This is a genomic window from Streptomyces sodiiphilus, from assembly GCF_039529215.1.
GTDB lineage: Bacteria > Actinomycetota > Actinomycetes > Streptomycetales > Streptomycetaceae > Streptomyces > Streptomyces sodiiphilus.
The window spans coordinates 101,054-120,766 of record NZ_BAAAMJ010000030.1; the positions used below are offsets into that span (position 1 = coordinate 101,054).

Sequence of the window (19,713 nt, forward strand, 5' to 3'; positions counted from 1 at the left end):
CGCGATTTCGATGACCGACGCACTCAAGCGGCTCTCCGAGGAGGGTGTCGCGATCTGGCTGGACGACCTGTCGCGCAGGCGCATCACGTCCGGCGCCCTGGGCGAACTGCTGGACCAGCAGCACGTGGTGGGCGTCACGACCAACCCGGCGATCTTCCAGAAGGCGATCTCGGCCGGTGACGGGTACGAGCAGCAGCTGGCCGACCTGGCCGAGCGCCGGGTCGGCGTGGAGGAGGCGGTGCGAATGATCACCACTGCCGATGTCCGGGATGCCTGCGATGTGCTGCGCCCGGTGTACGAGGCGACCGGGGGCCGGGACGGCCGGGTCTCCATCGAGGTGGACCCGCGGCTGGCGCACAACACGGCGGCCACCGTCGCCGAGGCCAAGCAGCTCGCCTGGCTGGTGGAGCGCCCCAACACGCTGATCAAGATCCCGGCCACCCGGGCCGGGCTGCCCGCGATCACCGAGGTGATCTCCCGGGGCATCAGCGTGAACGTCACGCTCATCTTCTCCCTGCAGCGCTACCGGGAAGTGATGGACGCCTACATGAGCGGCCTCGAGCAGGCCAGGGCCAAGGGCCTGGAGCTGTCCTCGATCCACTCGGTGGCCTCGTTCTTCGTGTCCCGGGTGGACACCGAGATCGACAAGCGGCTGGACGCGATGGGCACGGAGGAGGCCGCCGCGCTGCGCGGCAGGGCCGCCCTGGCCAACGCCCGGCTGGCGTACCAGGCCTACGAGGAGGTCGTGGCCTCCGACCGCTGGCAGGCGCTGGCCCAGGCCGGTGCCAACGCCCAGCGCCCGCTGTGGGCGTCGACCGGGGTGAAGGACCCGGCCTACCCCGACACCCTCTACGTGACCGAGCTGGTCGCCCCGCACACGGTCAACACCATGCCCGAGGCCACCCTGGAGGCCACCGAGGACCACGGCGAGATCACCGGCGACACCGTGAGGGGCACCTACGGGCAGGCCCGGGCGGACCTGGACGCGCTGGAGAAGCTCGGCATCTCCTACGACGAGGTCGTGGAGCTGCTGGAGAAAGAAGGCGTGGAGAAGTTCGAGACCGCCTGGACCGATCTCCTCACCTCCACCGAGGCCGAGCTCAAGCGGCTGGCGCCCCGGGAAGGCTGAGACCCAGGATGACGAGCGAGGCGCTCGGATGAACCACGGCAATCCGCTGCGGAACGACCTGGACCGGCGGCTCCCGCGCATCGCGGGGCCGTCGGGCCTGGTCATCTTCGGTGTGACCGGTGACCTCTCGCGCAAGAAGCTGATGCCGGCGGTCTACGACCTGGCCAATCGCGGCCTGCTGCCGCCGGGCTTCTCCCTTGTCGGGTTCGCCCGCCGGGACTGGGCGGACGAGGACTTCGCCCACGTCGTGCACGACGCGGTCAAACAGCACGCGCGCACCCCCTTCCGCGAGGAGGTGTGGCGGCAGCTGGCGGAGGGGATGCGCTTCGTTCCCGGCGTCTTCGACGACGACGCGGCCTTCACCACCCTCCGCTCGACCATGGAGGCGCTGGACAAGGAGCGCGGCACCAGCGGCAACTTCGCCTTCTACCTGTCGGTGCCGCCGAAGTTCTTCCCCACGGTGGTGCAGCAGCTGAAGAAGCACGGGCTGTCCCAGGGACAGGGCGACAGCTGGCGGCGGGCCGTCATCGAGAAGCCCTTCGGACACGACCTGGCGTCCGCCCAGGAACTGAACCGGATCGTGCACGGGGTCTTCCCGGCCCACGAGGTCTTCCGGATCGACCACTATCTGGGCAAGGAGACCGTCCAGAACATCCTGGCGCTGCGCTTCGCCAACACCTTGTTCGAACCGCTGTGGAACCGTTCGTACGTCGACCACGTGCAGATCACCATGGCGGAGGACATCGGCATCGGCGGCCGGGCCGGCTACTACGACGGCATCGGATCGGCCCGTGACGTCATCCAGAACCACCTGCTGCAGCTGCTGGCGCTGACCGCCATGGAGGAGCCGGTCTCCTTCGACGCCCGGGCGCTGGTCACCGAGAAACTGAAGGTGCTCAGCGCGGTCCGGCTGCCGAAGGATCTGGGCCTGCACACCGTCCGCGGCCAGTACGCCGCGGGCTGGCAGGGCGGCCGGAAGGTTCCCGGCTACCTGGAGGAGGAGGGCATCGACCCGCAGTCGGTGACCGACACCTACGCGGCGGTGAAGCTGGAGATCGACAACCGCCGCTGGGCCGGTGTGCCGTTCTACCTGCGCACCGGGAAGCGGCTCGGGCGGAGGGTGACGGAGATCGCGGTGGTCTTCCAGCGGGCGCCGTCCTCCCCGTTCGACGCCACCAACACGCATGAACTCAACAACAACGCGCTGGTCATCCGGGTGCAGCCGGACGAGGGCGTGACCATCCGGTTCGGCTCCAAGGTGCCCGGGACCCAGATGGAGATCCGGGACGTCACCATGGACTTCGCCTACGGGGAGTCCTTCACCGAATCCAGCCCCGAGGCGTACGAACGCCTCCTGCTGGACGTGCTGCTGGGCGACGCCAATCTCTTCCCCCGCCATCAGGAGGTCGAGCGGTCCTGGGAGATCCTGGACCCGGTGGAGGAGTACTGGGCCCGGCACGGCAGGCCGGAGCCGTACACCGCCGGCACCTGGGGGCCGAAGGCGGCCGACGACATGCTGGCGCGCGACGGACGGAGCTGGCGGCGGCCATGAAGATCGACCTCACGGACACCACGTCCAGCCAGATCAACGCTGCTCTGGTGGAGGCGCGGCGGGCGAGCGGGACACCGGCCGTCGGCATGGTGCTGACCCTCGTCATCGTCACCGACGAGGGCAACCACTACGACGCGTTCAAGGCGGCCACCGAGGCCTCCAAGGAACACCCCTCCCGGATCCTCGTCGTCGTCCGCCGTCCGGGCCGCTCCCCCCGCGACCGGGCCGCCGCCCGGCTCGACGCGGAGGTGCGGTTCGGCGGCGGGACCATCGCCGGGGAAACGGTGCTGCTGCGGCTGCACGGCGAACTGGCCGCGCACGCCTACAGCGTGGTGCTTCCGCTGCTGCTGCCGGACGCCCCGGTGGTGGTCTGGTGGCCGGAGGACGCGCCGGACCATCCGGCAGCCGATCTGCTGGGCACCCTCGCCCAGCGACGGATCACCGACGCGGCCGCCACCGAGGACCCGGTGGCCACGCTCGGCACCCGGGCCGACGTCTACGCCCCCGGCGACACCGACCTGGCCTGGACCCGCATCACCCCCTGGCGCAGCGTGCTGGCGGCGGCACTGGACCAGCGGCACGCCCCGGTCCGCGGCGCCAGCGTGGAGGGCGAGGAGTACAACCCCAGCACCGAACTGCTGGCCCTGTGGCTGGCCGAGCGGCTCGGCACGCCCGTCGAGCGCGTGGTCTCCGAGGGCCCGGGCATCACGGCGGTCCGCCTGCACACCGAGGACGGCGAGATCTGCCTGGACAGACCGGACGGCGCCCTGGCGACACTGGCGGTGCCCGGCCAGCCGGACCGGCACGTGGCCCTCCAGCGCCGGACGACCGCCGAGCTGCTGGCCGAGGAACTGCGCCGGCTCGACCCGGACGAGGCCTACGCACAAGCCGTCAGGTACGCGGCGAGCAAGCCCGCCACGCCCCGGACCACCACGCCCAGACGGGCGGCGAAAGAGAAGAAGGCCTCATGACATCCGCCGCACCCCAGCCGGTGGTCCACTCCGACAGCGGCTTCATGGCCAGGGCCTGCGCGGCCCGGCTGGTGACCGCCGTCGCCGACGCCCAGAGCGCCCGGGGCACGGCCACCGTCGTGCTGACCGGCGGCCGCAACGGCAACGCCCTGCTGGCCGCACTGGCCGACACGCCCGCCCGTGACACCGTCGACTGGTCGAGGCTCGACCTGTGGTGGGGCGACGAGCGCTTCCTGCCCGGCGGCGATCCCGAGCGCAACCAGTCACAGGCCCGCGAGGCACTGCTGGACGCGGTGGCCCTCGACCCGGCGCGGGTCCACCCGATGCCGGCCTCCGACGGCCCGTACGGCCCCGACGCGGACGCGGCGGCCGCCGCCTACGCCGCCGAGCTGGCCGCCGCCGCGCCGCCGGACCATCCCGGCGTCCCCCGGTTCGACGTCGTGCTCCTCGGCGTGGGCCCGGACACCCACGTGGCGTCCCTCTTCCCAGGCCACCCGGCCGCCGCGGAAACCGGCCGCACGGTGGTCGGCGTGCACAACGCGCCCAAGCCCCCGCCGACCCGGATCAGCCTCACCTTCCGTGCCATCCGCGCTGCCCGCGAGGTGTGGCTGCTGGCGGCCGGTGAGGACAAGGCCGAGGCCGCCGCCGCGGCCCTGTCGGACGCCGCGGGAACGGACATTCCGGCGACGCGCGCCCGCGGCACCGAGCGCACGCTGCTCCTGCTCGACGAGGCCGCCGCGTCCCGGCTCTGACCCCGCCCGCCGGGCCGGAGCCGGGCCGGTACTACTGGGCCGGCCCTGCCGCGCGCAGGACGCGCGCGGTCTGGGTGAGCAGCAGGGGCAGGACGGCCAGGCCGGCCGCCACGGCCCAGGAGGCGGGCGGGAGCGTGGTGAGCCCCAGCAGGTCCCGCAGTCCCGGTACGGCGAGGGCGGCGGTCTCCAGGGCCGCGGTGAGAGCGAGAGCGGCCCACAGGAAGGGGTTGGCGCCCGCGCCGCGGAATCCGGAGCCGGTGTCGGTGCGGGCGTTGAACACGGCGAGGAGCTGGGCCAGCGTGAGGGTGACGAAGGTCATGGTCTGCGCTTCCGCCGTACTCATGCCCATGGCACCGGTGGCCAGCAGGAAGGTCGTCAGGCCGACACCGCCGACGAGAGCTCCCTGGGCGAGGATCCGGCGGAGGGTGCCCGCTCCGAGGACGGATTCGTTCCGGGGCCGGGGAGGATCGCGCATCGCGTCGTCGCTGCTCGGTTCGAGTGCCAGCGCGAAGGACGGGATGACATCGATGATGATGTTGTTCCACAGGATCATCAGCCCGGCCAGCGGTGGCGGTGCGCCGAGCGCGATGGCGGCGGTCACCACGAAGACGACGGCCAGGTGCCAGGAGAACAGGTACTGCCCGAAGCGCCGGATGTTGCCGAAGACCCGGCGGCCTTCTCCCACCGCGTGCTCAATGGTGCTGAAGTCATCGGTGGTGAGCACGATGTCAGCGGCCTCACGGGCGACATCCGTCCCGGTGCGGCCCATGGCGATGCCCACATCGGCCTGGCGCAGAGCGGGGGCGTCGTTGACGCCGTCCCCGGTGACGGCGACGGTGTGGCCCGCGGCCTGCAGGGCCCGCACCAGACGCAGCTTGTGCTCCGGCGCGACGCGGGCGTAGACATCCGCCTCGTCGACGATCTCGGCCAGTTCTTCCTCGCTCAGCCGGTCCAGTTCGGCACCCGTGACGGTCCGTCCGGAGCGTATTCCCAGCAATGCGGCGACGGCGGCGGCGGTACGGGGCTGGTCACCGGTGATCATGACGACCCGGATACCGGCCCGGTGGCACGCCTTGACTGCTTCGACGGCAGCCGGCCGGGGCGGGTCGGCGAGACCGATCACACCGAGCGGTGTGGCTCCGGCGAACAGCTCACGATCGTCCGCCTCACGACCCGGCACGGGACCGGCACCGACGGCGAGAGTGCGCAGGGCCCGGCCGCCCATGTCATCAGCGGCAGCCAGCAGCCCGCGGTCGCGGACGGGGTTCAGCAGCACCTCCGGAGCCCCCTTGACGTGCACTTCGTCCTCGGTGACCACTGCCATGCGCTTGGCCACCGAGTCGAAGGGCACCTCGTCCCGTCGCGGGTTCAGCTCCCGGGTACGGCGCCAGTCCAGACCGGCGGACCGTGCGCCGCGCAGCAGGGCGACCTCGGTGGGATCGCCGACCGGGTCGCCGTCCGCGGCGATGTCGGCGTCGTTGCAGATCACCGCGCTCTCCCACAGCCGCCGCTCCTCGACGCCTTCGGCCACCGCGGTTTCCACGGTCTGCATGCGGTTGGCGGTGAGCGTGCCCGTCTTGTCGGAGGCGATCACCGTGGTGCTGCCGAGCGTCTCCACGGTGGGCAGTCTGCGCACCAGGGCCCGCCGCCGGGCCATCCGCCGCATCCCCACGGTGAGGGTGAGGGTGGCCACGGCGGGAAGCCCCTCGGGCACGATGGCGACGGCCAGCGCGATCGACACCTCGACGACTTCACGGAGATCCAGGCCACGCAGCAGGCCGAGCACCGCGAGCCCGCCGGCCACACCGACCACGACGACGGACAGGGTACGGCCCAGCCGCTCCAGGCCGGCCTGCAGGGGCGCCTGCATGACATCGGTCGGCTCCGCCAGATCGGCGATCCGTCCGACTTCGGTGGAGGTTCCCGTGGCCACCACCACCGCTCGCCCCCGCCCGGCCCGCACAGTGGTCCCCAGATAGAGCATGTCCGTGCGTTCCGCCAGCGGGACATCCGCTGCCACGGCCTCCACCGTCTTGCCGACGGGATCGCTCTCCCCGGTCAGGGCGGACTCGTCGACGCTGAGGTCCCCCGCCTCGATAAGGCGCGCGTCGGCGGGGACCAGGTCACCGCTCTCCACCGAGATGATGTCACCGGGGACGAGCTCGGCGGAGTCGATCTCGTCCCTGCGGTCCTCGCGCTCGACGTCGGCGACAGTCGCGGCGAGACGGCGGAGAGCCTCCATCGACCGCACCGCCCGCAGTTCCGTGGTGAACCCGACCACGGTGTTGACCACCAGCACCAGGGCGATCGCCGCTGCCTCGATCACCTCACCGATGATCAGTCCGGCCACCGCAGCCGCGAGCAGCAGCAGAACGACCGCGCTGCGGACCTGATCGAGCAGGATGCCCCAGGCCGACAGCCTCTTGCGCCCCGCGAGGGCATTCCGCCCCACCAGGGAGCGGCGGCGGGTGACCTCGACGGTATCGAGGCCGAGCTCTGCCTCGACCTCCAGACGGGCGAGCACCTCCTGCGCGGTCAGCGCGTGAGGGGCAGGAACCCGCCACCGGGTGCCGTCTCCCCGACGGTGGACCCGCGGCACAGGGCCCGGGCTGCGTAGTGGCTCCTTCACCGCTGTGGCTCCTCGTACTCCCCGCAGGGTCAGTGTCCACCACATGCTCGACGGGGCCGGTCCCGGCTGCCACGGGCCGGACGGCCGTTCCACCGGGCCGGCCGGCCCTGATCCGGTACCCGCGGGGACCCGGCGGCCGCTCGCCGTCTCAGCGCCCGCGCAGTTCCCGGTAGCGGGTCACCAGGGCGGCGGTGGAGGCGTCGAGGCCGGGCACGTCCGCGCCCTCGGCCAGGGCCGGCTCGATCCGCCTGGCCAGGACCTTCCCCAGTTCCACGCCCCACTGGTCGAAGGAGTTGATGTCCCAGACAGCGCCCTGCACGAACACCTTGTGCTCGTAGAGCGCCACCAGCTGCCCGAGCACCGAGGGCGACAGCTCGGCGGCCAGAATCGTGGTGGTCGGCCGGTTGCCGGGGAACGTCCGGTGCGCGACCAGCTCCTCCGCCACGCCCTCGGCACGGACCTCCTCGGCCGTCTTCCCGAAGGCCAGGGCCTGGCCCTGGGCGAACAGATTGGCCATCAGCAGGTCGTGCTGCGCCGTGAGATCGGCGGACAGCTCCCCGACCGGCCGGGCGAAGCCGATGAGATCGGCCGGGATCACCTGGGTGCCCTGGTGCAGGAGCTGGAAGTAGGCGTGCTGGCCGTTGGTGCCGGGCGTCCCCCACACCACCGGGCCGGTCCGCCGGCTCACGGGCCTGCCGTCACGGGTCACGGACTTGCCGTTGGACTCCATGTCGAGCTGCTGGAGATAGGCCGGGAACTTCGACAGGTAGTGGCTGTAGGGCAGCACGGCGTGCGAGCGGGCGTCGAAGAACTCGCCGTACCAGATGCCGAGCAGACCCAGCAGGAACGGCGCGTTGCGCTCCAGTGGCGCGTCCCTGAAGTGCTCGTCCACGGCGTGGAAACCGGCCAGCATCTCCCGGAAGCCGTCGTTGCCGAGGGCCACCATGAGCGACAGCCCGATGGCCGAGTCGAGCGAGTAGCGGCCGCCGACCCAGTCCCAGAACTCGAACATGTTGTGCGTGTCGATGCCGAACCCGGCGACCTTCTCCGCGTTGGTCGACACGGCGACGAAGTGCCTCGCCACGGCTTCCTGCCCGGCCCCCAGACCGTCGAGCAGCCACTTCCGCGCGGAAACGGCGTTGGTGACGGTCTCGACGGTGGTGAACGTCTTGGAGGCCACGATGAACAGCGTCTCGGCCGGGTCCAGGCCGCGCAGCGCCTCGTGAAGGTCCGCGCCGTCGACGTTGGACACGAACCGGAAGTCCAGCTCCCGGCTGGTCCAGGGCCGCAGCGCCTCGTACGCCATGGCGGGCCCCAGGTCGGAGCCGCCGATACCGATGTTGACCACCGTCCGGATCCGCCTGCCGGTGTGTCCCTTCCACACTCCCGACCGCACGTTGTCGGTGAACACCTGCATCCTGGAGAGCACCGAGTGCACTCCGGGCACCACATTGACGCCGTCCACCTCGATCACCGCGTCGCTCGGGCTGCGCAGGGCGGTGTGCAGCACGGCGCGGTCCTCGGTGGTGTTGATCCGCTCGCCGCGGAACATCGCGTCCCGCAGGGCGGGCACCCCGGCCGCCTCGGCCAGTTCCCGCAGCAGCCTCAGGGTGTCGTCGGTGACCAGGTTCCGCGAGTAGTCCAGGTACAGATCCCCCACCTGAATCCCGTACCGTCCGGCGCGCCCGGCGTCGGCCGCGAACAGCTCCCGCAGTCGCACCTCCCCCAGCTGCTTCCGGTGCTCCGCCAGCGCGTCCCACTCCGGCATTCGGTCCAGCCCGGCCCGGCCTGCTGCGTTCATGTTCGGTTTCAGCCCATCTGTGATCGTTCCGACCCCACTGGGCACCACGCTAGTCGATCTCCGCCGGGCAGCGGCCGACGTCCGCATGAAGAACGCCCGCCCGTTCACGCGGGGGGCGCGAACGGGCGGGCGGGAGGACCGGGGCGAGCGCTCAGATCTCGCCGCGGAGCTTGGCCAGGGCCTCGGCGAGAATCGCCTCGCCGTCGGCATCGCTGCGCCGCTCCCGCACGTAGGCCAGGTGTGTCTTGTACGGCTCGTTGCGGGGCGGAGCCGGGGGTGCGTCCCGCTCGGTACCGGCCGGGAAGCCGCAGCGCGGGCAGTCCCAGGTCTCCGGGATCTGTGCGTCACTGGCGAAGCTGGGCTGTGTCTCGTGCCCGTTCGCGCACCAGAAGGAGACCCTCAGCCGGGGCGCGGTGTCGCCGCGCTCGGCCTCCCCCATGGGCCCCGCTCCGACCCGGCTCCCCCGGATCGCGTTGCCACCTGCCACGGTCGTAACTCCCTGCCTCACGTGCTGCGAAGTCGCCTCAGTCTATGCAAGGCTCAACGCACGTCCAGTGTCCGGAGTTACGAAGTGGGCACTATGCCTCTCAGGACTTCATCGAGATCCCGAGCACCACGATGATCGCGAACCAGATGAGGGCGACCACGATGGTGATGCGGTCGAGGTTGCGCTCGGCGACCGAGGAGCCACCGACGGAGGACTGCATGCCGCCGCCGAACATGTCGGAGAGGCCGCCGCCCTTCCCCTTGTGCATGAGGACCAGCAGCCCCAGCAGGAAGCTGAAGATGATGAGGGCGATCGAGAACCCCGTGACCACGGCTGGACCAACTCTCTCAGAGGGACGGATGGGACGGACCCGCGCCACGGCTCTGCGCAACCCGGGCGTCGGGGACCGGCCGGGCGGCGTGCCGCCGGTCCGGTCCCCGACAGGGTACTAGCTCATGCCGGTGAGCGACCGCTCACTGATCGCGGAAACGCACGATCTTGACGAACTCGTCGGCATCGAGGGCGGCACCGCCGACCAGCGCGCCGTCCACGTCCGGCTGCGCCATGATGGCGGCGATGTTGCCGGACTTCACCGAACCGCCGTACTGGATGCGGATCTGCTCGGCCACCTCCTGGCTGTACAGCTGGGACAGCCGCACCCGGATCGCCCCGCACACCTCCTGGGCGTCCTCGGGGGTGGCGACCTCGCCGGTGCCGATGGCCCACACCGGCTCGTAGGCGACCACGATCGTCGCGGCCTGCTCGGCAGGGACCTCCCGCAGGGCACCGTCGAGCTGTCCCAGCGTGTGCGCGACCTGGGTACCCGCCTTGCGGACCTCCAGCGGCTCGCCGACGCACAGAATCGGGGTGAGCCCGTGCCGGAAGGCGGAACGCACCTTGGCGTTGCACAGCGCGTCGTCCTCGCCGTGGTACTGGCGGCGCTCGGAGTGCCCCACGACGGCGTAGGTGCAGTTGAGCTTGGCCAGCATGGGACCGGAGACCTCTCCGGTGTAGGCCCCGGCATCGTGCGCGGAGATGTCCTGCGCACCGTAGACGATCTTGAGCTTGTCGCCGTCGACCAGTGTCTGGACCGAGCGGAGATCGGTGAACGGCGGCAGGACCGCGACCTCGACGGCCTCGAAGTCCTTGTCCGTCAGACCGAAGGCGAGCTTCTGGACATGGGCGATGGCCTCGAGATGGTTGAGGTTCATCTTCCAGTTGCCCGCCATCAGCGGGATACGGGTGGTCACGGGGTCAGTCCTCCAGTGCGGCGAGGCCGGGGAGCGTCTTGCCTTCGAGGTACTCGAGGCTGGCGCCGCCTCCGGTAGAGATGTGGCCGAACGCGTTCTCGTCGAAGCCCAGGAGCCGCACGGCGGCCGCGGAGTCGCCGCCGCCGACCACCGTGAAGGCCGGGCTGTCCAGCAGGGCCTGGGCAACGGCCTTGGTGCCCTCGGCGTAGTCGGGGTGCTCGAAGACCCCCATCGGGCCGTTCCAGAAGACCGTCGCCGCGTCCGCGAGCTTCGCGGCGTAGAGCTGACGGGTCCTCGGCCCGATGTCGAGGCCCATCGTCCCGGCCGGGATGGCATGGGCGGGGACGGTAGCGGGGTCGGTGGGCTCACCGGCCGACAGGTCGGGGAACTGCCCCGAGGTCAGCACGTCCACCGGCAGGACGAACTCCACGCCGCGCTCCTCGGCCCGGCGCAGGTAGTCCCGGACGGCCGGGATCTGGTCCTGCTGGACCAGGGAGTCACCGATTTCGTGCCCCTGGGCCGCGAGGAAGGTGTAGGCCATGCCGCCGCCGATCAGGATGCGGTCGGCCTTCTCCAGCAGGTGGTCGATGACCCCGAGCTTGTCGGAGACCTTGGCACCGCCCAGCACCACGGCATAGGGGCGGCTGACGTTCTCGGTGAGCTTGCGCAGCACGCCGACCTCGGTGGCGATCAGGCCGCCGGCGGCATGCGGCAGCCGGGCCGGGAGGTCGTAGACGGAGGCGTGCTTGCGGTGCACGGCACCGAATCCGTCGCCGACGTAGAGGTCGGCCAGTCCGGCCAGCGCGTCGGCGAAGGCGCCGCGCTCGGCGTCGTCCTTGCTGGTCTCCCCCGGGTGGAACCGGAGATTCTCCAGCAGGACCACCTCGCCGTCGCCCAGTGCGGCGACGGTGGTGCGGGCGCCCTCTCCGGCGGTGTCACCGGCGAAGGAGACATCCTTGGCACGGTCTCCCAGCAGGTCGCCGAGCCGCTGGGAGACCGGCATCAGCGAGAAGGCCGGGTCCGGCACGCCCTTGGGGCGGCCCAGGTGGGAGGCGACCACCACACGGGCGCCCGCCTCGGCGAGCCGCGCGATGGTCGGTACGGCGGCGCGGATGCGGCCGTCGTCGGTGATGGTCCCGTCTGCCAGCGGGACGTTGAGGTCGGCGCGGACGAAGACCCGCCGGCCGGCGACCCCGTCCCCGATCAAGGCATCGATCGTCTTCATGGGGCTGTGAACTCCTCGGTTGCGGCACGAGACAGGGCTCGTGCTGCGCGCACGAGCCCTGTCTGTTCCATCGTGGTGGCTCAGGTGCTCAGAGCCGGCCGCCGACGTAGACGGTCAGGTCGACCAGGCGGTGGGAGTAGCCCCACTCATTGTCGTACCAGCCCACGATCTTGACCTGCTTGCCCTGGGCCATGGTGAGCTGGGAGTCCAGGGTGCAGGAGGCCGGCCAGTTGACGATGTCCGAGGAGACCAGGGCGTCCTCGGTGTACTCCAGCACGCCCTTCAGCTGACCCTCGGCGGCCTTCTGGAAGGCCGCGTTGACCTCGTCGCGAGTGACCTCGCGGCTGAGCTCGACGACCAGGTCGGTGACCGAGCCGGTCGGAACCGGCACGCGCATGGCGATGCCGTCCAGCTTGCCCTTGAGCTGCGGCAGTACCAGGGCGGTGGCCTTGGCGGCACCGGTGGAGGTCGGGATGATGTTGACCGCGGCAGCGCGGGCGCGACGCAGATCCTTGTGCGGGAAGTCCAGGATGCGCTGGTCGTTGGTGTACGCGTGCACCGTGGTCATCATGCCCTTGACGATCCCGAAGTTCTCGTCCAGGACCTTGGCCATGGGCGCCACGCAGTTGGTGGTGCACGAGGCGTTGGAGATGACGTGGTGCTGCGCCGGGTCGTAGTCCTCGTGGTTGACGCCCATGACGACCGTGAGGTCCTCGTTCTTGGCGGGCGCGGAGATGAGGACCTTCTTGGCCCCGGCGGCCAGGTGCTTGGCGGCGTCCTCGCGCTTGGTGAAGATGCCGGTGGACTCGATGACGATGTCGGCACCCAGCTCGCCCCACGGCAGCGCCGCCGGGTCACGCTCGGAGAGCGTCCTGAAGGTCTGGCTGCCGACCGTGATGGTGTCGTCGGTGTGGCTGACCTCTTCCTTGAGGCGGCCAAGGATGCTGTCGTACTTCAGCAGGTGAACCAGGGTCGCGTTGTCGGTCAGGTCGTTGACACCGACGATCTCGACATCCGCTCCCTGCTCAAGGAGTGCGCGGAAATAGTTGCGACCGATGCGGCCAAAGCCGTTGATGCCTACGCGGATCGTCACGAACCGATCTCCTCGTTGGTACGCCGGTTGCGGACACCGGCGATGCTGTATGGGATGTCCCCGACCACTTACGACCCTATCGCGCCCGCGTGCCGGGGGTGACACCGGCAGTGGCCCGGTGTGGCACCGCTCGCCGGGGCCGTGCGGGTACCCGGGCGGTACCCCGGTACCCGCGGCCCCGCGTCAGCCCACCATCTCCTCGGTGAGGGTGGACTCCGTCCCCGGGATTCCCAGGTCCTGGGCCCGCTTGTCCGCCATCGCCAGCAGACGCCGGATCCGGCCGGCGACCGCGTCCTTGGTCAGCGGCGGATCGGCGAGGGTCCCCAGCTCCTCCAGCGACGCCTGCTTGTGCTCCATCCTCAGCCGGCCGGCGGCCGCCAGGTGGTCGGGCACGTCCTCGCCGAGGATCTCCAGCGCCCGTTGCACCCGGGCTCCGGCCGCCACCGCCGCACGGGCCGAGCGGCGCAGGTTGGCGTCGTCGAAGTTCGCCAGCCGGTTCGCGGTGGCGCGCACCTCGCGGCGCATCCGGCGCTCCTCCCAGGCCAGTACCGCCTCGTGGGCACCGAGGCGGGTCAGCAGCGCGCCGATCGCGTCGCCGTCGCGCACCACGACCCGGTCGACGTTGCGCACCTCGCGGGCCTTGGCTCCGATCTGCAGGCGCCGGGCGGCGCCGACCAGCGCCAGGGCGGCCTCCGGCCCGGGGCAGGTCACCTCCAGGGAGGAGGAGCGGCCCGGCTCCGTGAGCGAACCGTGCGCCAGGAAGGCACCGCGCCAGGCCGACTCGGCGTCGCAGGTGGCACCGGAGACGACCTGCGGGGGCAACCCGCGGATGGGGCGTCCGCGGCTGTCGACCAGGCCGGTCTGCCGGGCCAGCTGGTCGCCGCCGGCGACCACTCGCACCACATACCGGCTGCCGCGGCGCAGCCCTCCGGGAGCCATCACCACCAGGTCCGAGGAGTGACCGAAGATCTCCAGGATGTCGCGCCGCAATCGCCGCGCGGCGATCCCCGTGTCGAGCTCCGCCTCGATCACGATCCGCCCGCTGACCAGGTGCAGGCCGCCCGCGAACCGCAGGATCGACGACACCTCCGACTTGCGGCAGCAGGTGCGGGTGACGGGGAGCCGCGAGATCTCGTCCTTCACCGCAGCCGTCATCGCCATGGGCCGATCCTTCCATGCATCCGAAAAATACGGTCGTACGCGGCGGCCAGCAGCTCCGGGTCGTGCCGGGGGGAGCCGTCCGAAGCCGCGACCGGAGCCAGCTGGACCTCCGCCCCGAGCCGTTCGGCGGCCCGGCACAGACTCGGCCGGTCGGGGACGGCGGCCTGGTCGGCCAGTACCACGTCGAAGGTGAGTTTAGGCGCGTGTTGTACCAAAACCTCCACATGACGCTGCGGGGAGAAGCCATCTGTTTCCCCCCGCTGGGGCGCGAGATTGAGCGAGAGCACCCGCCGGGCCCTGGTCTCGGTGAGCGCCTCCAGCAGCCCGGGGACCAGCAGGTGCGGGATCACCGAGGAGAACCAGGAGCCGGGGCCGAGCACCACCCAGTCCGCGTCGCGGACCGCGGCCACCGCCTCGGGCACCGCGGGCGGATCGGCCGGCAGCAGCCGGACCTCGTGGACCTCCCCGGGCGTGAGGGCGACGGTGGCCTGACCGCGCACGGTGCTCATCTCCCGCGGCCGCGCCGGGTCGTGGCCGCGCACCAGCGCCTCCAGCTCCAGCGGTACCGCCGACATGGGCAGCACCCTGCCGTGCGCCCCGAGCAGCATCCCGACCAGATCGAGAGCCTTGACCGGGTCCTCCATCTGCTCCCACAGGGCGACGATGAGCAGGTTGCCCACCGCGTGACCGTGCAGCTCGCCCTCACTGATGAAGCGGTGCTGCACCACCCGCTCCCAGGTGCGGCCCCACTCGTCGTCGCCGCACAGCGCGGCCAGCGCCTTGCGCAGGTCGCCCGGCGGCAGCACCCCCAGCTCGCTGCGCAGACGCCCGCTGGAGCCACCGTCGTCGGCGACCGTGACCACCGCCGTCAGGTCCCCGGTGATGCGGCGCAGCGCGGTCAGCGACGCGGACAGCCCCATTCCCCCGCCGAGGGCGACGACCTTCGGCTGGGCCCCCCGCCGCCCGGTGCGCAGGCGGCGGGGGGTTCGTGCGGTGCGGTTGCCGGTCCGGACCTGCCGGGCGGCCTTGCGGGGCATTATTCGCGTCCCATGTCCCGGTGCACGACCGTGGTTTCCACCCCGGCGTCGGAGAGCCGGCGGGCCAGCCGCTCGGACATCGCCACACTGCGGTGCTTGCCGCCGGTGCAGCCGACCGCCACGGTGGCGTACCGCTTGCCCTCCCTGCGGTAACCGGCGGCGACGAGCTGGAGGAGTTCGGCGTAGCGGTCCAGGAACTCCTTGGCGCCCGGCTGGTCGAAGACGTACCCGGCGACCTCCTCGCTGGTGCCGGTGTGCGGGCGCAGCTCGGGCACCCAGTGCGGGTTGGGCAGGAAACGGCAGTCGACCACGTGGTCGGCGTCCACCGGCAGGCCGTACTTGTACCCGAAGGACATCACCGTGGCCCGCAGCTCCGGCTCGTCCTCACCGGTGAAGTGGGCGTTCATCTTCGCGCGCAGCTCGTGCACGTTGAGGCTGGAGGTGTCGATGACCAGGTCCGCGTCGCCGCGCAGCTCGCGCAGCAGGTCGCGTTCGGCCGCGATGCCGTCCACGATCCGGCCGTCCCCCTGCAGCGGGTGCGGGCGCCGGACCGATTCGAAGCGCTGCACCAGGGCGTTGTCGGAGGCCTCCAGGAAGACCACACGACGGGTGACGGAGTGGGCTTCGAGATCGGCCAGCGACTCGCGGAGGGTGTCGAAGAAGCCGCGGCCGCGGACGTCGACGACCACCGCGATCCGGGCGACGTTGCCCTGCGAGCGGGCCCCGAGATCGACCATGGTGGGGATCAGGGCGGGCGGAAGGTTGTCCACCACGAACCAGCCGAGGTCCTCCAGGCACTTGGCGGCGGTGCTGCGCCCCGCCCCCGACATCCCGGAGATGATCACCAGCTCGGGTGTGGGGCCCAGGTCCTCGCCGTTCGCCGCGGTGATGTCCACCTGCTGTTCTCCGTGTCTGGTCGGTTCGGTCATGGCGCTCATGGTGTCTTCTCCCCCGCTGTCGGCCGGACGAACGTGGCGGTCCTCACCGGCCCTGCGGCTGCCGGAGCCGGGGCCGTGACGTGCCGGACCTGGTCGTATGGGTGCCGGCCCGGTTTCCCGGGGCCCGGCGCCCGCTGTCAATTCTCGATGATCTCACCGGTCGCGGTGTTGACCGCCGGGCCGGCCGGTGCGTCGGCGGCCAGCGACGCCGCGACCGCCTCGGCGGTGCGGCGGCCCACTCCGGGGACCTCGCAGATCTCCTCGACGGTGGCGGCGCGCAGCCGCTTCAGGGAGCCGAAGTGTTTCAGCAGGGCCTTCCTGCGGGTCTCACCGAGGCCGGGCACCGTGTCCAGCGGCCCGGTGCGCAGGGCGCGTGAGCGCTTGCCGCGCTGGTAGCGGATGGCGAACCGGTGGGCCTCGTCGCGGGCGCGCTGCAGGAGGTAGAGGGCCTCGCTGCTGCGCGGCAGGATCACCGGGTCGGGCTCCCCCGCCAGCCAGACCTCCTCCAGGCGCTTGGCCAGTCCGCAGACGGCGACGTCATCGATACCGAGCTCGTCCATCGCCCGGCGGGCGGCCGCCACCTGCGGGGCGCCGCCGTCGACCACCACGAGCTGCGGCGGGTAGGCGAAGCGCTTGGGCCTGCCGTCCTCCTCGCGGGGTGCGACGCCCCCGCCCCGCGGGGCGTCCGGCTCCTGCCCCGCCCACTCCCCGGTGCGCTCCTTCTCCCGCAGGTAGCGGGAGAAGCGGCGGGAGACGACCTCGTGCATGGCGCGGACGTCGTCCTGCCCGGTGAAGCCCTTGATCTGGAAGCGCCGGTACTCGCTCTTGCGGGCCAGCCCGTCCTCCAGGACGACCATGGAGCCGACGACGTCCTCGCCCTGCAGGTGGGAGATGTCGAAGCACTCGATGCGCAGCGGCGCGGAGTCCAGTCCGAGCGCCTCGGCGATCTCCTCCAGCGCACGGGAGCGAGTGGTCAGATCGGAGGCGCGCTTGGTCTTGTGCAGGGCCAGGGCGTGGCTCGCGTTGCGCCGGACCGTCGCCATGAGGTCCTTCTTGTCGCCACGCTGCGGTATCCGCAGGCTGACCCCGGCCCCGCGGCGCTCGGTGAGCCAGGCGACGACCGGCTCGGCGGGATCGGGAACGGCGGGCACCAGGACCTCCCTGGGGACCGTGTCGCCGCTCTCGTCGCCGTAGAGCTGCTGCAGGGCGTGTTCGACGAGCCCGGCGGTGTCCAGGTTCTCGACGCGGTCGGTGATCCAGCCGCGCTGGCCCCGTACCCGGCCGCCGCGGACGTGGAAGATCTGTACCGCGGCCTCGAGGTCGTCCTCGGCGACGGCGATCAGATCGGCGTCGGTGGCGTCGCTCAGCACGACGGCGTTCTTCTCCATGGCGCTCCGCAGCGCCTCGATGTCGTCGCGCAGGCGGGCGGCCCGCTCGTACTCCATGTCCTCTGCCGCCTGGCGCATGCGCTCTTCCAGCCGGCGCAGATAGGCGCCCGTGCGCCCGGCCATGAAGTCGCAGAACTCCTCGGCCAGGGCCCGGTGGTCCTCGGGGCTGATGCGGCCGGTGCACGGGGCGGAGCACTTGTCGATGTACCCCAGCAGGCAGGGCCTGCCCACCTGCCTGGCGCGCTTGAAGACCCCGGCCGAGCAGGTGCGGACCGGGAAGACCCGCAGCAGCAGGTCCACGGTCTCGCGGATGGCCCAGGCGTGCGCGTACGGGCCGAAGTACCGCACGCCCCTGCGCTTCGGCCCGCGCATCACCTGGACCCGGGGGATCTCCTCGTTCATGGTGACGGCCAGCGACGGGTAGCTCTTGTCGTCGCGGTATTTGACGTTGAAGCGCGGCTCGTACTCCTTGATCCAGGAGTACTCCAGCTGGAGCGCCTCGACCTCCGTGGAGACCACCGTCCACTCCACGGAGGCGGCGGTGGTCACCATGGTGGCGGTGCGCGGGTGGAGGCCGGCGAGGTCCTGGAAGTAGGACGACAGCCGCTGCCGCAGGCTCTTCGCCTTTCCGACGTAGATCACCCGGCGGTGGTCGTCCCGGAAGCGGTAGACACCCGGCGAGTCGGGAATCTCGCCCGGCCTCGGACGGTAGCTGGAGGGGTCGGCCATGGCCGCCACCCTACTTCCGGGGGCCGACAACCCGGCCCGCTACCAGCCCCGTTCCCGCCACTCCTCCAGGTGAGGACGCTCGTCGCCCAGGGTGGTGTCGGCACCGTGCCCGGGGTAGACCCAGGTCTCGTCCGGAAGGCGGTCGAAGAACTTGGTCCGCACATCGTGCAGCAGGCTCTCGAACGCCTGCTTGTCACCCTGGGTGTTCCCCACCCCTCCGGGGAAGAGGCTGTCCCCGGTGAAGACGTGCGGATGCCCCCGTGGGTCGTCGTAGATCAGGGCGATGGAACCGGGCGTGTGGCCGGCCAGGTGCCGGACGGTCAGCCGGGTGTTGCCGACCGGGACCGTATCCCCGTCCGACAGCGGAACGTCCGTGGCCACGGGGATGCCGTCGACGTCCTCCCGTCCGGCGTAGGTGCGGGCGCCCGTGGCGCGCACCACGGTGTCCAGCGCCTGCCAGTGATCGCCGTGCCGGTGAGTGGTGACGACTGAGCCGACACCGTCGTCACCGATCAGCCTCAGCAGAGTGCCGGCCTCGGCCGCGGCGTCGATGAGCAACTGCTCACCGGTGTCCCGGCAACGCAGCAGGTAGGCGTTGTTCTCCATGGGGCCCACGGCAACCTTGGAGATGATCAGATCGGTCAGCTCGTGGACGTCCGCCGGGCCGCCCACCGTGACTCTTCCGGTGTAGGGCATGAATCCAGTCTCTCAGAGGATGGGGGGAAGGTGCGGGTACGGCCGGGGCCGCTCACAGGGCCGGGAGCGCGGGCAGCGGACCGGAGGCGGTGAGCCCTCCGCCGCCGGTACGGCCCGACAGCCAGCCGGTGAGCGCCTGCGGTGAACCGGAGACGTGGACCGGCTCGCCCTCGGATCCGCCGCTGCTCCAGGTGCGGCCGTCCTCGGCCGTCAGGCGCAGCGGCGGGAGTTCCGGGTGGCCGGCGAAGCGCCGGGCCAGGTACGGGACGGCACCGTCGGTGAAGGCTCCGGGCAGGTCGTCGAGCGTGTGACCGGCATCGAGATCGACATGGTGCAGCTCGACCTCGACCCAGCGGCGGAAGGGGATGGCGGAGGCGAGGTCGGTGACACCGTTGCGCAGCTCCACCGTGGCGTCCCACTGCTCCTCGGTCAGCGCGGCGGCGGCACCGGCCAGGCGGGCGGCGCTCTCACGTACGTCGGCGAGGTGATCGGCGACCGGCCGCCCGGCCCCGCGCTCGATGTCGGCGTCGCGGGCCTCGGCACTGGCGTACATGGGCCGTCCGGCCAGCACGTTCACCAGCGCGTCGGCGTTGCGTGCCAGATGCGCCAGGACATGGCCCCGGGTCCAGCCCGGCAGCCGGGAGGGCCGTTCCACCGCCGCGTCGTCCAGCGTGCCGGCGGTGACCAGGAACCGGTCCGTGGCGTCCTGGAGCGCGGTGAGATCAGCTGCGGGTCGAGTCATGATCACACGCTATCCCGGGCCTCCGGCCGCGGTGAAGTACACGGAGGCGGCCGCCAATCGAACTCATGTGCGATAGACTCCGGTCCCCGCGGCCCGGCTCCCGTCAGGCGTTCCGGAGACGATTGTCAGAGGC

Annotated in this window: 17 protein-coding genes; 4 read left to right on the top strand and 13 right to left on the bottom strand. The window is 71.5% G+C overall.

Annotation, left to right across the window (positions count from 1 at the left end; genetic code table 11):
- Positions 1-10 precede the first annotated feature (10 nt).
- The 4 genes from tal to pgl are packed head-to-tail and all read left to right on the top strand — an operon-like array spanning position 11 to position 4,404.
- The gene (gene tal / locus ABD299_RS14760) at positions 11-1,129 is read left to right on the top strand and encodes a transaldolase (protein ID WP_344262385.1); all 1,119 of its coding nucleotides are present in this window, start codon (positions 11-13) and stop codon (positions 1,127-1,129) included.
- Positions 1,130-1,157: 28 nt separating this feature from the next.
- Entirely contained in the window at positions 1,158-2,681 is a 1,524-nt protein-coding gene (zwf, locus tag ABD299_RS14765; protein WP_344262387.1) for a glucose-6-phosphate dehydrogenase, read from the top strand.
- On the top strand, positions 2,678-3,652 hold the full coding sequence (gene opcA, locus ABD299_RS14770) for a glucose-6-phosphate dehydrogenase assembly protein OpcA (RefSeq protein WP_344262390.1): 975 nt from the start codon (positions 2,678-2,680) through the stop codon (positions 3,650-3,652). The genes zwf and opcA overlap by 4 nt, the downstream gene beginning before the upstream one ends.
- A complete protein-coding gene (gene pgl / locus ABD299_RS14775; protein WP_344262392.1) occupies positions 3,649-4,404 on the top strand; it encodes a 6-phosphogluconolactonase in 756 nt (251 codons plus the stop codon). The genes opcA and pgl overlap by 4 nt, the downstream gene beginning before the upstream one ends.
- A 31-nt stretch (positions 4,405-4,435) precedes the next feature.
- Here the strand turns inward: pgl and ABD299_RS14780 are convergent, their stop codons facing one another.
- The 13 genes from ABD299_RS14780 to ABD299_RS14840 form a co-directional block, all read right to left on the bottom strand.
- Positions 4,436-7,033, bottom strand: coding sequence for a cation-translocating P-type ATPase (locus ABD299_RS14780; protein ID WP_344262394.1), 2,598 nt, complete (start codon positions 7,031-7,033; stop codon positions 4,436-4,438).
- Between the two features lie 148 nt (positions 7,034-7,181).
- Complete coding sequence (gene pgi, locus ABD299_RS14785; protein WP_344262396.1) at positions 7,182-8,834, bottom strand: glucose-6-phosphate isomerase; 1,653 nt, start codon at positions 8,832-8,834, stop codon at positions 7,182-7,184.
- 151 nt (positions 8,835-8,985) lie between these two features.
- On the bottom strand, positions 8,986-9,321 hold the full coding sequence (locus ABD299_RS14790) for an RNA polymerase-binding protein RbpA (protein WP_344262398.1): 336 nt from the start codon (positions 9,319-9,321) through the stop codon (positions 8,986-8,988).
- Positions 9,322-9,421: 100 nt separating this feature from the next.
- The gene (gene secG / locus ABD299_RS14795) at positions 9,422-9,652 is read right to left on the bottom strand and encodes a preprotein translocase subunit SecG (protein ID WP_344262400.1); all 231 of its coding nucleotides are present in this window, start codon (positions 9,650-9,652) and stop codon (positions 9,422-9,424) included.
- A gap of 142 nt (positions 9,653-9,794) precedes the next feature.
- Entirely contained in the window at positions 9,795-10,571 is a 777-nt protein-coding gene (gene tpiA, locus ABD299_RS14800; protein ID WP_344262402.1) for a triose-phosphate isomerase, read from the bottom strand.
- Positions 10,572-10,575: 4 nt separating this feature from the next.
- Entirely contained in the window at positions 10,576-11,796 is a 1,221-nt protein-coding gene (locus ABD299_RS14805; protein WP_344262404.1) for a phosphoglycerate kinase, read from the bottom strand.
- A gap of 88 nt (positions 11,797-11,884) precedes the next feature.
- Positions 11,885-12,889 (bottom strand): type I glyceraldehyde-3-phosphate dehydrogenase, encoded by a 1,005-nt coding sequence (gene gap / locus ABD299_RS14810; RefSeq protein WP_344262406.1) that lies wholly within the window; start codon positions 12,887-12,889, stop codon positions 11,885-11,887.
- A 183-nt stretch (positions 12,890-13,072) separates the two neighbouring features.
- Complete coding sequence (gene whiA / locus ABD299_RS14815; RefSeq protein ID WP_344262408.1) at positions 13,073-14,050, bottom strand: DNA-binding protein WhiA; 978 nt, start codon at positions 14,048-14,050, stop codon at positions 13,073-13,075.
- A complete protein-coding gene (locus tag ABD299_RS14820) occupies positions 14,041-15,087 on the bottom strand; it encodes a gluconeogenesis factor YvcK family protein (RefSeq protein WP_344262410.1) in 1,047 nt (348 codons plus the stop codon). The genes whiA and ABD299_RS14820 overlap by 10 nt, the downstream gene beginning before the upstream one ends.
- Positions 15,087-16,016 carry an RNase adapter RapZ gene (rapZ, locus tag ABD299_RS14825; RefSeq protein ID WP_344262412.1) on the bottom strand — a complete coding sequence of 310 codons (930 nt, stop codon included), beginning with the start codon at positions 16,014-16,016 and terminating at the stop codon, positions 15,087-15,089. Before rapZ ends, ABD299_RS14820 begins: the two co-directional genes overlap by 1 nt.
- A gap of 146 nt (positions 16,017-16,162) precedes the next feature.
- Entirely contained in the window at positions 16,163-18,142 is a 1,980-nt protein-coding gene (gene uvrC, locus ABD299_RS14830) for an excinuclease ABC subunit UvrC (RefSeq protein ID WP_344262414.1), read from the bottom strand.
- Positions 18,143-18,181: 39 nt separating this feature from the next.
- Positions 18,182-18,838 carry an MBL fold metallo-hydrolase gene (locus ABD299_RS14835; protein ID WP_344262416.1) on the bottom strand — a complete coding sequence of 219 codons (657 nt, stop codon included), beginning with the start codon at positions 18,836-18,838 and terminating at the stop codon, positions 18,182-18,184.
- A gap of 52 nt (positions 18,839-18,890) precedes the next feature.
- Positions 18,891-19,580, bottom strand: coding sequence for a maleylpyruvate isomerase family mycothiol-dependent enzyme (locus ABD299_RS14840; RefSeq protein ID WP_344262418.1), 690 nt, complete (start codon positions 19,578-19,580; stop codon positions 18,891-18,893).
- Between the last annotated feature and the right edge of the window lie 133 nt (positions 19,581-19,713).